We start from the raw sequence: 12464 nt of genomic DNA on the forward strand, positions 1-12464 counted from the left end.
TGCGCCACTATCTTTTCAAGCTTCACACTCACGTTCGATACTTGCTCGCTGCAACGAACAGACCCCTTGATACAATACGCAAAGGCTACGATACAAAAAAGCTAAGATACATAGAACTCATATAGAACAAGGCATGAATAAGAAAGCCCTCATTAACACGAATGTCGGTGATCTTTGAGATCGTAGGCATCGCATTTAATGAAGGCTTTTAAGTGAGTTAGCTTATTGTTTAGTTAACACTTATTACTGAATTTACCGTTCAGTTTTGTTCATCGAGAAAGTCGGTGTGTTCTAGCCATAGCGCATTAATAATTCCAAACGCGCAGGCTAATAATACGCCCAGTACCCAACATAAATACCACATAGGTTATCCTCCTATTTCATCTCTAATTAATACAGTGACGAGCTGTTATCGTGAATGTATTGGCTATCTAATCGACCGAACATTTTGTAGTAACACCAGATTGTGTAACCCAAAATAATTGGCACCACGATAACTGCGACAACCGAGATAATGCTCAGTGTTAACTCACTCGATGTTCCGTCCCATAGCGTTAAGCTATGCGATGGCATCAAGCTAGATGGCATGATCATTGGGAAAAGGGCAACGCCCGCTGTCGTTATGATGCTTGCTATTGATAAGCTCGAAGAAGCGAAGGCCAAGCCAGCGCGGTTAAGTCGAGTCATCAGTGCACAACTCAGCATTCCGATGATACCTAGCGCAGGAATTGCCAAAAGTATCGGGTAGTTTTCGTAGTTATGTAGCAGTAAGTCATCAAACTTCACCACATGCTTTAGTAATGGGTTTGAAACACCATCAGTAACAACTGGGCTAGTAATCAGATAACCCGGAAGTGTATACGCGTATAACCCGCCAATAATAAACAGACCGACAGTGACAAGCGCCATACATACGATCACTCTCTGTGCGCGTTGTTTTAAATCTCCCGTCGTTTTCATCTGTAGGAATGCCGCGCCTTGCGTGATAACCATCGCTAAGCTCACCAAACCACATAACAGTGGGAAGGGCGTTAGCAGATCCCAGAAACCACCTTGGTATGACATCATTAGCAATTCGTTAAATTCAAACGGAACGCCAATCATCAAGTTACCGAAACCAACACCAAAGATAACCGGAGGAATGAAGCCACTGACGATAAGTGCAATATCACAGGCTTTCTTCCATTGCGGGTTGTCGATCTTAGCGCGGTAATCCATACCGAGGGGTCTTAACCACAAGGTCGCCAACACTAAAATCATGGCTAAATAAAACCCGGAGAACGCAGCCGCGTAGATTGCAGGCCATATCGCGAAGATAGCGCCACCCGCCGTAACCAACCATACTTGGTTACCGTCCCAGTTAGGGGCGATCGAGTTGATCATGATTCGTCGATCAACTTCTGACTTCCCTAGAACAGGGAGCAACGCCGCAACGCCCATGTCGAATCCATCGGTAATGATAAAACCGATCAACAACACGCCAATAACTGCCCATGTAAACAGGCGAAGATTTTCGTAATCAAACATCTGAATTCCTTAATGAAGATCGATAGTTTTATCTAGCTGACGTGGTGTGCTTTGTTCACCTGTAATAGCTAGATCTTGGTTTGATTGCTCATGATGATAGCGACCCGTTTTCAGTGCGCTCGGGCCCATTTTTGCAAACTTAACCATCAGAAACATTTCTATAATCAAGAACGCGGTATAGAACAAATAAACCAAGCCGATAGAGATCCACAGACTTGAAGCGGGTAGATTAGAAGCCGCCATGTTGACTGGTAGAATTTCACCAATCGCCCATGGTTGACGGCCATATTCCGCAACAAACCAACCGGCTTCACAAGCAATCCAAGGAAGTGGAATCGCGCATATCGTTGCTTTCAGTAACCAACGATTGGTACCAATCTTACGGCGACAAATTTGTACGAATGAAAGACCAATAATGGCGAACATTAAGACGCCACACACCACCATGATGCGGAAACTCCAGAATAGAGGGGCTACCGTTGGGATTGTGTCTTTAGCCGCTTGTTTGATCTGTTGCTCTGTTGCATCCACCACGTTATCGCTGTATTTCTTAACCAGTAATCCATAACCTAAGTCATGTTTAACCGATTCAAAATCATCGATATTTTGTTGTGATTTATCACCAGAACGCAGTTTTTCTAAAAGCCCATAAGCTAAGATGCCGCTGCGAACACGTTCTTCATTCTTTGCCAATAGATCATAAATCCCGACAACTGGCGTATCCAAAGATCGCGTTGCGATAATACCCATCACGTATGGGATTTTAATCGCGTAGTCCGTTTCCATGGTTTCTTGGTTTGGGAAACCGAACAGTGTGAATGAGGCAGGGGCTTCTTCGGTGTGCCATTCAGCTTCGATAGCCGCCAGCTTCACCTGTTGAACATCACCCAATTCATAACCAGACTCATCACCTAGCATCACTGTCGACACAATCGCAGCCATACCAAAAGCACTTGCTACTGCAAATGAACGACGAGCGAACGGTAAATCACGCCCTTTAAGCATGTAATAAGCACTGATACCCATGATAAATAGCGCGCCGGTTGTGTAACCTGCCGCAACGGTGTGCACGAACTTCACTTGAGTCACTGGGTTGAAGATCACTTCGACGAAGTCTGTCATCTCCATACGCATGGTTTCGAAGTTAAACTCTGCGCCCACTGGGTTTTGCATCCAGCCATTGGCCATCAGAATCCACAGACCGGAGAAATTTGAACCTAAGGCCGTCAACCACGTTACCGATAAGTGTTGACGCTTTGAAAGCTTGTCCCAGCCAAAGAAGAACATACCGACTAAGGTTGATTCCAAGAAAAACGCAACAAGCGCTTCAATCGCCAGTGGGGCGCCAAAGATATCGCCTACGTAATGCGAGTAATAAGCCCAGTTGGTGCCGAACTGGAATTCCATGGTTAAGCCGGTAGCAACACCGACAGCGAAATTAATACCAAACAATTTACCCCAGAACTTGGTCATGTCCTTGTAGATGGTTTTGTTGGTCATGACATACAGCGATTCCATCACTGCGAGTAAGAAGGAGAGGCCTATAGTTAGGGGGACGAATATAAAGTGATAAAGAGCGGTACTAGCGAATTGAAACCGCGACAGATCAACGACATCTGTAAGCATAAAAACTCCTTCCCGCCACGAGTGTGACGGGTAAGACAATGGAAAATAAGGTGATAATTAGAGAGAACTAATTAAAGGTTTTACATATAGCTGTGTGAAAAGAATCTATTACCAACGAAGTGCTTTGTTTTGTTTTTTAGAGAACTGTTTACGTAGCCAGTAATCTGCACTCACGTAACGACCACCACCATAAACAAGCAATACCAGTAGCATCACGAAGTAGGTGCCTGCGAACTCCATACCGTTGTTCAGCATTACCGGGTCGCCAAGTTCAGTGATGTAGTTGTATCGACCCGGGAAATTAACCGAGAGCCACTCGATGAAGCCATTAAGTCGAATGGTTGCTTCCATATCGCCAGTCGCAATCGCATCCCAACCGTGTTTCCAGTGAACCATTGCACTCGCGACGCTCATCATGAAAATCATTGGAATCGAGATAAAGCGAGTAAACAGACCTAACGCGATACAGATACAACCCAATACTTCGGTCGCTGCCGCTAGGAATGCCAATAACTCAGGGAAGGGAAGATTAAGGCCACCATCGGCTGCAGAGGCACCAAACCATGCCACAGTTCCCGAGAAGCCCAGGACTTTAGAGCGTGCACCGACATAAATAACCGGAATCAAATAGAGACGTACTGACAGTAGTACTAAGTAATCGTATTGTTTGCATTTGTCGACAATAGCGTCGTACCAGCTGAGGGCTGACTTAATCATAATTTTTCTCCTAAAGAGTGAACGCCAATCAGTTCAATTTCACTGAAGTGTTCGACCCAATTAATAAACTCGAATCTCGCCAATTGTTGAGCAATTATTTGTTTTATATCGGCTAAAGAACGATTTGGTTGTTGTTGGATTATTTGGATAATCGCAACATCAATTTCTCTTAGTTTTATCGTGTTGACGCGTTGGTCAGAGTCGCGATAAATCGCGTAATAAACGGGATACCGCCTTTGTGTTAGAAACGTCAGCGACTCACCATGAACAATGAAAGGTACCTGCACGAGCTTCATCGTACTGTTGACTAGCAAACCCAATTGAAGCTGCCGTTCATCGACGTGAAAGTCACGAGTCCGCGACAAAGGCAGAACTTGCTTTGACGAATCAATCTCAACGCAAAAGGCACACCATTCGTACTCCAACACCGCCAGTTGATCGGCTGTAAGCTCATGACTCGCACTCAAGGTAGACAAATCACTAAAACTAGAGATATACATTGACTGAGTTCTACGTTGAACAAAGCTGACAAACTCAGTTGCTATATGATGAAACTCTGGCTCTGAGGCGTAATGCACGACCACAAATTCATCAACTAACATCAGTAGTTGGTCTTGGTCGACTTGCTGACAAAACAGCGGGAATGTGTTGTTCAATACACCAAATACGTTGTCTCTAATGAACTCGCTGTATCGACACACTGCGTTGTCTTCAAGTGGCGAACGTATCAATGCGGTTAACGCCTGCGTTTGACTGATCATCATGCTAGGAGGGTTATGCATAAACCAACTCCTGATTCATTGGACGATGAGCAACACCTGCGTTCAATACCTGACGATGCACTGTTCGTAACTCTTCACTAAGCACAACCAAAGGAGGTACGTTGTTGTCTCTTTCCAGTAACAACGGTTTGCTGCCATGAAGATCGAACACATAACGCGCCAAGTCGATAACCTCTTGCTGTACTTCCATACCGTGGGTATCAAGTAGCGACTTGTTACTTTCAACCGCTGTGTTACCTGCAACCGATCTGTCACTCTCAACCAAATGCCCAGCAATGTGGTAATAGCGAATAGCATCACTTGGCAATGCCTTAAGCATTTCAGTCGCATCAAAGTGGTGGTTCTGACTGTTCACATAAAGATTGTTGATATCGACCAACAACTCACAACCACTGCGCTTTGCTATTTCGGCGATAAACTCACCCTCTGGCATCTCATCTCCGTAATTGTGGTAATAAGAGATGTTCTCCATGACCAAAGGACGTTGAATGATGTCTTGGACTTGCTTGATTCTGTCCGCTAGATAGCCGATGTTTTCTGCGCGGCGTGGCACAGGTAACAGTTCATACAGATACCCTTGGCTGTCTCGAGAGAAACTCAAGTGTTCGCTGTATACCTGAATATTCAGTTCATCGAGAAATTGACCAACCTGACGAACAAACTTCGTATTAAGCGGCTGACAATCTCCAATGGATAAGCTCAAACCGTGTGCGATCAAAGGGTATTGCTTCGCTATATCCTGTAGTTGTTCGCGCTTAAGTCCGCCTAAGCTCATCCAGTTCTCGGGAGCCAACTCCAGAAAATCGATATCAGGGTGCTTTGGGGAACGAGCGAGCAGTTCAATATGCTCACTGCGTAGCCCAATGCCTTTGTCTGTATTCTGAATCATTCGCACTTTATGGTTTAACTCTCTGCTTTTAGGAGCTCGGTCGTTTGATGCTGAAGCTTTAGTTTTTAAAGTATTCGTTTTTAAAGCATTAGTGTTATGCGTTTCTACTGGCCACATACACCACCTGTCACCTTGCTAATCGCCATTAAGATGCGCTCTTTACTTGGCGAGATACCTTCAGCCGTTAAGCCACATTTCCCATCACGTGCACGCACTAAACGATCTTGAGGGTTGCTTGTTAGTTCCGCTTTTTCGAAGCGTTTTTCTGTACCACATTTACCCGCGGCACATTTCCCTCCGTGTCCTGAAGATTGTTTAGCTTCAACAGGCGCTTCGGCTGGTGCATCAGCAAACGCCATTGCAGAGTTAAGACTAATCACAGACGTGATCGCGATTGATAGGGCGATTTTGTTGTTCATATTATTTCTCCTTTACAGCAGACATAGGGAAACTAGCCAAATCACGACCAGACATGATTGGCCCGTCGTAGTATTCGCGTACGATTTTGATCGATTCAGATTTGCGCTTAAGGCCTAGACCCATCCAGTGGTTAAGTACCAACATTTTTGGATTGATCTCTTTAGCAATTTCACCGATGACAGAAGGCTTGGCGTGCATGAATGTAGAAACACCATCGGCTTGTTCATGAATCGCCATTGGCATCATCATGATGTCGGCGCCACGAGCGAAGTCTAAGAACGCAGGGTTGCTACCATTTTGGTCGGCTGAAATCACCATCACGCCTTCTTCACTTTCGATTCGGTAAGCAAGACAAGGCACATCACCATGAGGAATACCCAGAGCAGTGATTTTCAAACCATCTTTTTCGTAAACAACGGTTGGCTCTGTGGATTGATAGTCAACATCGGTAAGATTGACTGGGAATAGGCCATCGGTTCCATCGTATAAGCCAGCAAGGTAAGCGTATGCGCCATGGTCTGGGTCAAAATTCGCTGCGAAGTAACCGTTAAGGCTTGGGAATGCAGAACCTGCGGTTGGGCCTGAAATCTCCAATGTCTTGTCACGGTCAAAGAAGTAGCCACCTTTAAGAAGAGCAGGCAAATCATTAACGTGATCAGTATGGAAGTGAGTGATACCCATGAAATCTAGGTCTTCAAGTTTTGCACCCGCTTGACCAAAACGTAGGTAAACACCGCCACCGGCATCAATCATGATTCGTGATTTGCCTTTCCACCATACGATTTCACCGGATGATGCACGTAGGTCATCCGAGATAGGACCGCCAGAACCCAGTATTTGTAGCGTAAAATCCGTATCGACTGGCTTAAGTTCAATTGCGTGACAGTTGGCGCCCAAGGTCAGTCCAAGAGCGATTGCTAGAGCTTTTAAAGGCTGTTTCATATTGTTATCCAATTCTTTGTTTCTTATGTGTTTTCTTCGAAGTGAGCATTCAAAGAAGTGAAGCTTTTACCAAGCAGCACAATAAGTGCGTGCTTCGTTCTGTTCACGGAACACAAGATAAAGAATTGTTAACGTTCGGTATATCTAGTTAATTTGAAAATAACGTTCAATAAAACCAAACGAAAAGATCGAACTCGTTTTGAAAAGGGAAATGTACTTGAGAAATAGGGGGGAGATTAGGAGTTTGGAACGAGAAGAAAGGTGGAATTAAGGTGCAAGCTTACACTTGCACCTTAATTCTAATAGATAACCAATGTCTAAAACGAATGATCGTTTACTGGTCACCTTTTACATCGAATTCAATCTTCTCTGCGCCAGTGAACACTTGGAAACGCAGGCCTTTAGCGCGAGCAATGGTTGTGATACCAAATTGCTGAGCCAAATCTAATCCCATTTGCGTTACGCCTGAACGTGATAACAGAACAGGAATACCCATCTGAGCCACTTTGATGACCATTTCAGAAGTCAGGCGGCCAGTAGTATAAAAAATCTTATCTTCACCAGACTCTTTGTTAAGCCACATCTCACCAGCCAACGTATCTACCGCATTGTGACGGCCAACATCTTCAACAAACGATAGAACTTTGTCGTCTTTGCAAACTGCGCAACCATGTACCGCGCCAGCTTTCTTGTAGGTGTCGTTGTAATGAGTCAGTGCTTCTAGAGCGGTGTAAATTTCAGATTGCTTAATCTTGGTTTGAGGCACTTGGTAATCTTCCAACTGCTTCATCACGTTACCAAACATGGTGCCCTGACCACAGCCAGAGGTCACCGTCTTCTTCTTAAGCGCTTGCTCAAGCTGACTCGTATCTTCATTGGTGATAACCGCTGCAGAGCTGGTTTCCCAATCAATGATGATAGATTCAACCGCTTCAGGGTCAGAAAGGAAGCTTTGGTTCTTCAAATACCCCAAGACTAAAGATTCAGGGCGTGAACCGAGCGTCATCAGGGTTACGATCTCTTTCCAGTTCAACATGACGGTAAGAGGGCGTTCGCAAGCGATCTGTTTGGTTAGCTTCTCACCATATTCATCAAACACTTCAACTTCGATTGTTTGAAGTGGGTTTTCGCTAGTTTTTATTATGTTTGGTTTTACCACAGTCACGTCCTACTTAATGAGATAGCGATTTTAAGAGATAAGAAGTTAACAAGAGGGTCTAACGCCGATCCTGTTAATCGATTCTTTAACTCATGCTTAAAGCAAATCTTATTCCAAAATAACGGGTATTCAGGAAAACATGAAGCATTCGATTAAAATAGCGCAAAATATGAGAGTTCACCGAGTGGAGTTGTCTGAATTTACGTGTATCGACTACCGTTATAGATACGACTCAATAACGAAAGCCATCATGTAAGAGGTAAAAGTTAACGTGTATTGGCGTGTTTATTGCTTTATAGCGCTTATATGATTGAGCTAAGTACAAAATGTCCTAAGCACATTCAGACCAAAGAAAATCAATTGGGTGAAGTATGTCTGAGATAAAAGAATTCAAAGAACAATATGAAAAAACAGAAGCAGCTTGGCCAATAGGTGTCCAAAGAATAGAGAAAGAGATCAAAACAGGTATCTGGGTAACCACTCAATGGGAATTGATGGGGTTTGAACTGTCACCAGAAGATGACGCCCCAGACGTTTGTTTACTTCAGTTACACAAAGACGAGCGTACTGACTACCGTTTCAATTTAAGCTCCCAACAACCAAAGCTATTCTTAGTGATGGATAACGTTGATTCAGGTGTTAAGCCCGTTATTCAATTGCTGACAGCTTCTCAGTCGGTCGCAGGACAGTATATGGACGGAGACAATCAAGTGTTGTCTTACGATATTCCTTTGCCCGTACAGGCTTGGATGGAAGCTTTCATCGGCCGTCATGGTGAGTTGCTAGAAGCAAGACGTAAGAAACGTAAAGGTGCGGGTAGATCAAATGGCAACTAACTTCTTTAGCCGTTGGTCTCAACGAAAGCTTGATGGATCCACTGACGAACCTTTGGAAGTAGAGCAAACACTGGAAGCACCAGAACTCACTTCTTCTGATTCTTCATCTTCTGAGATTTCGCCTGCTGATCTTTCGTCTGAAATGGAAGCAGCAGCGCCTCTGTCTTTAGAGAGTGACGCTTTAGAAACCAATGAAGAAGTTCACGCTGCTGACGTTCAAGATCCCGAACCAGAAGCCACTGAAGATTTGTCTGTTGCTCAATTATTAGTGTCAGAAGCCTCAGAAAGCGTAAAAAAAGCCGCATTACGTAAATTATTCCTCTCAGAGGAGTTTAACGTGCGTGATGGCTTGGACGATTACGACGACGATTACAGTAATTTGAAGACTCTTTCTGAAGGTGTTGCAGAAACTCTTCGCGATTGGGTAAAAGACAAGACAGAAGAAGACACAGTAAACGAACCTGAACAAGCCACTGATAATGAAGAAGAAACTTTGATTGATGAGGTTGATGACTCGATTAATGAAGCCGAAGAAACCGAATCAGAACTTAGTAAAAGTGACGAAATTGCGGGGGAAGAAAATGAACTGTATAAAAACACAGTAGTTAGCAATAGTGATACTGAGACTAACGAAGATGACCTAAAAGAGATGGGACAAAATATACCACACAAAGAATAGGTACATTTTGACTAAACACTCAATGAGCCGCTTGCGACAAAATGTCCCAAGCGGCTTTTTTGTAAGCTTAACAAACTAAAAAACACGCTAATTCATTGAAAATAATGAATTATTAAATTGGCATGGCATTTGCTAAATATCGTTCATTATCGACTTTTTTGTAGATAGCCAGAGTAAAGTTGACTAGATAACGAATAGCTAATGAAACCATTAGTTGTTAACCGATTACTCAGCAAGTTCTCTAACGCTAACTACAATGAAGATTGAACAGATTATCCATGTCCAAAGATGGAACTGAGCAATGCTTAAACAATTATTAGAACAAGCAACTTCAAATAACGCTAAAGCAAGACTGTATGCATTTGAAAATACAGTTGAATTAACAAACCTAATTCCACCGACAGTAAGTTATGAGAGCGGGGGAAACACACTCATCATTGGTCCAACAAAGATCATTGAGAGTGCGGCTGCGCAATTACCTCAGCTGACGAGTCTAACTTTACTTTCTACAGATGGAGAAAAGGGAACTAACCCAGAACTGTACTTCGCAAATTCGGTTCAAGTATCCGGTTTCCTTGGCACGTTTGAAGTTCTGATTGAAAGCAAAGGTACATCAAGCAACTTGGCAAAAGTGGCTATTAATCACGATTGTTTCGATGTGGTGTTAGACCTTTGCCTGAATAGTTGCATGACTGAAGAAGTACCTGTTCCTGGTTATTACCCAGTAGGGCGCGGTTATCCAAAACTGGCTGAAGCGTTAGAAGAGATTCCAACGCTAATGGGCACGTTCGATAAGCCTAAGTTCTTCCGTTTAGACACTGACCTATGTGCGCACAGTTCACGTGGCGTTAAAGGCTGTGAGCGTTGTGTTGACGCTTGTCCTGCTGGCGCTCTTTCAAGTGAAGGTTCAGATAAGACAGGTCACAAGATTGAGATTAACCCTTACCTATGTCAAGGCGTGGGTACTTGTGCAACGAGCTGTCCTACAGAAGCGATTACCTATGCGCTTCCAAACCCTGACGATACCCAAAAATTCATTGAACGTACGCTAGCTAACTATGAGCAAGCGGGCGGCCTGGATCCTATCGTGCTTATCTGTAGCTCTCGTCATGAAACCTACAATGTGATGGCGATAAAGGCACTGCCAGATAACGTGATTCCGATTGTGGTGGAAGAACTTCCATCTATTGGTATTGATACGTGGTTTGCAGCTTTAGTTAACGGCGCGACTCAGGTTCTGTTTGCAGCTTCTCGCTTTATGCCAGAAACCATCATTCGTGTTCTGAATAACGAAGTCGGGATCGCTCAAGAGCTTCTTGACCAGATTGGGATTCCAAAAGAAACCATCGATATCCTTTACCTAGAATCGCTTCGCGAAGGTCCTCCGACACTATGTGTGGATTCGTTCGATCTTGCACTTGGCGATCTTCAAGGCAATAAGCGTCAACGTTTATTCACAGCACTTGATGCGATGTCTTCATCTCGTATTCCGGTTGAAAACATTGTTGAGCTTCCTTCGAATGCGCCATACGGCACGGTTTCGTGTGAAAGCAAAGATTGTACTTTGTGTATGAGTTGTGTGGCTGTGTGTCCAACACGTGCTCTGCATACCGATGGTGCGTCTCCATCACTTAAATTTGTAGAACAAGACTGTATTCAATGTGGTCTTTGTGAAAAGGCCTGTCCTGAGAACGTTCTTACTCTGACTCCTCGTATGAATTGGGTGAAAGAAGAACGCCAACAAGCGGTTGTGATTCATGAAGAGAAAGCAGCGGAATGTTTACGTTGTCATAAGCCATTCGCACCGCAGTCTATGATTGACATGCTACAAAATAAGTTACGCGGTCACTCTCATTTCTCAGATGAGACAGCAATTAATCGTATTGCGATGTGTGAAGACTGCCGTGTGGTAGACATGTTCGATTCAATGGCTCAAGACCCATTGAAACAATTGAAATACTAGGAGTTGGACTTGGATACTCATTTAGATCAAGAACAGACACTAAGAACTGAAATCTATCTGGTTCTTTCTGCATTGTTTCGTAGCGCACCTTCTGAAGAGGTGATCGACTTTCTAAAGACGCTAGACATTGAAGCGTCTGAGAGTGCGATGCAAAAGGCTTGGATTGCGATTCAACAAGCGGCAACCGAATCAAACCGCGAAGCACTAGAAGATGAATATCAGAATCTTTTCATTGGCATTGGCCGCGGAGAGATTGTTCCATTTGGATCTTGGCACAGAACAGGATCGATGATGGAAAAACCATTAGCTGAGATCCGTCACGATCTTGAATTGCTTGGCATTGAGCGTGATGAACAGGTTAAAGAGCCTGAAGATCATATCGCGGCTCTTTGTGAAGTAATGGCGATGCTAACCGATGAAGAAGACGCGCTACAACAAGCCGTTTTCAATAAACATATTGGTCCTTGGTTTAACTCATTTACACGTCAGCTTGAAGCAGCAGAGAGTGCCAACTTCTACAAATCTGCAGCTCAGCTATGTGAAGCATTCTTAACGTTGGAGCAGGTTCGTTTCAGCGTGAATACAAAAAGCAGTAAACACAAATTAAAGATTGATGTGAAAAACGTCACTGATTACGAGTAATCGAGCAGTACGCGATTATATCGATAGAGGGGCATGAAGCCTCCAAAAAGATCTACCGCAAGGTAAGGAAGCAATGATGAAAGATAATAAAGAAATAGATACAAGCCGTAGAGACTTACTCAAAGGTTTAACGACTGCAGCCGTTGCTGGTGCCGTTGTCGCTGGTACAACCAAAGTGGCAACCGCTTCAGAAACGGTTGAAATTCCTGAAAAAGACGTGAAGAAGACGGGCTATCGTGAAACGCAACATATTCGCGATTACTACGACACACTTTAGGAGAT

14 protein-coding genes are annotated in these 12464 nt (G+C 43.9%); 5 read left to right on the top strand and 9 right to left on the bottom strand.

The genetic code is table 11. The annotated features are described in order from the left end of the window. Positions 1–259 precede the first annotated feature (259 nt). The 9 genes from cydX to fdhD all read right to left on the bottom strand — a co-directional run bounded on the left by cydX (position 260) and on the right by fdhD (position 8062). On the bottom strand, positions 260–364 hold the full coding sequence (cydX, locus tag AC3CKG_RS08175; RefSeq protein ID WP_080585223.1) for a cytochrome bd-I oxidase subunit CydX: 105 nt from the start codon (positions 362–364) through the stop codon (positions 260–262). 26 nt (positions 365–390) lie between these two features. Then, positions 391–1527, bottom strand: a complete 1137-nt coding sequence (gene cydB, locus AC3CKG_RS08180; RefSeq protein WP_488529202.1) for a cytochrome d ubiquinol oxidase subunit II — start codon at positions 1525–1527, stop codon at positions 391–393. Between the two features lie 9 nt (positions 1528–1536). Continuing rightward, complete coding sequence (locus tag AC3CKG_RS08185; protein ID WP_102307852.1) at positions 1537–3153, bottom strand: cytochrome ubiquinol oxidase subunit I; 1617 nt, start codon at positions 3151–3153, stop codon at positions 1537–1539. Positions 3154–3261: 108 nt separating this feature from the next. Beyond that, a complete protein-coding gene (locus AC3CKG_RS08190; protein WP_065112601.1) occupies positions 3262–3870 on the bottom strand; it encodes an HvfX family Cu-binding RiPP maturation protein in 609 nt (202 codons plus the stop codon). Then, entirely contained in the window at positions 3867–4652 is a 786-nt protein-coding gene (locus tag AC3CKG_RS08195; RefSeq protein WP_488529203.1) for an HvfC family peptide modification chaperone, read from the bottom strand. The genes AC3CKG_RS08190 and AC3CKG_RS08195 overlap by 4 nt, the downstream gene beginning before the upstream one ends. Beyond that, on the bottom strand, positions 4645–5547 hold the full coding sequence (locus tag AC3CKG_RS08200; RefSeq protein WP_488529242.1) for an MbnB/TglH/ChrH family RiPP precursor modification enzyme: 903 nt from the start codon (positions 5545–5547) through the stop codon (positions 4645–4647). Before AC3CKG_RS08200 ends, AC3CKG_RS08195 begins: the two co-directional genes overlap by 8 nt. A gap of 98 nt (positions 5548–5645) precedes the next feature. Next, positions 5646–5960 carry a hypothetical protein gene (locus AC3CKG_RS08205; RefSeq protein ID WP_488529204.1) on the bottom strand — a complete coding sequence of 105 codons (315 nt, stop codon included), beginning with the start codon at positions 5958–5960 and terminating at the stop codon, positions 5646–5648. Between the two features lies 1 nt (position 5961). After that, positions 5962–6903 carry an MBL fold metallo-hydrolase gene (locus AC3CKG_RS08210; RefSeq protein ID WP_102344569.1) on the bottom strand — a complete coding sequence of 314 codons (942 nt, stop codon included), beginning with the start codon at positions 6901–6903 and terminating at the stop codon, positions 5962–5964. A gap of 334 nt (positions 6904–7237) precedes the next feature. Then, positions 7238–8062 carry a formate dehydrogenase accessory sulfurtransferase FdhD gene (gene fdhD / locus AC3CKG_RS08215; RefSeq protein WP_017107095.1) on the bottom strand — a complete coding sequence of 275 codons (825 nt, stop codon included), beginning with the start codon at positions 8060–8062 and terminating at the stop codon, positions 7238–7240. Between the two features lie 371 nt (positions 8063–8433). On the opposite strand from fdhD, the gene AC3CKG_RS08220 reads away from it, so the two are divergent. From AC3CKG_RS08220 to AC3CKG_RS08240, 5 genes are all read left to right on the top strand, one after another. Continuing rightward, positions 8434–8898, top strand: coding sequence for a DUF3305 domain-containing protein (locus AC3CKG_RS08220; protein WP_017112077.1), 465 nt, complete (start codon positions 8434–8436; stop codon positions 8896–8898). Then, positions 8888–9577 carry a DUF3306 domain-containing protein gene (locus AC3CKG_RS08225; protein WP_488529205.1) on the top strand — a complete coding sequence of 230 codons (690 nt, stop codon included), beginning with the start codon at positions 8888–8890 and terminating at the stop codon, positions 9575–9577. The genes AC3CKG_RS08220 and AC3CKG_RS08225 overlap by 11 nt, the downstream gene beginning before the upstream one ends. Before the next feature lie 301 nt (positions 9578–9878). Next, positions 9879–11540: a 4Fe-4S binding protein gene (locus AC3CKG_RS08230; protein ID WP_488529206.1), complete on the top strand. Its 1662-nt coding sequence runs from the start codon at positions 9879–9881 to the stop codon at positions 11538–11540. A 9-nt stretch (positions 11541–11549) separates the two neighbouring features. Continuing rightward, complete coding sequence (locus AC3CKG_RS08235; protein WP_017112080.1) at positions 11550–12182, top strand: TorD/DmsD family molecular chaperone; 633 nt, start codon at positions 11550–11552, stop codon at positions 12180–12182. 76 nt (positions 12183–12258) lie between these two features. Then, the gene (locus AC3CKG_RS08240) at positions 12259–12459 is read left to right on the top strand and encodes a twin-arginine translocation signal domain-containing protein (RefSeq protein ID WP_016768068.1); all 201 of its coding nucleotides are present in this window, start codon (positions 12259–12261) and stop codon (positions 12457–12459) included. Positions 12460–12464 lie beyond the last annotated feature (5 nt).

It is taken from the genome of Vibrio sp. QJM3NY_15, assembly GCF_057785995.1.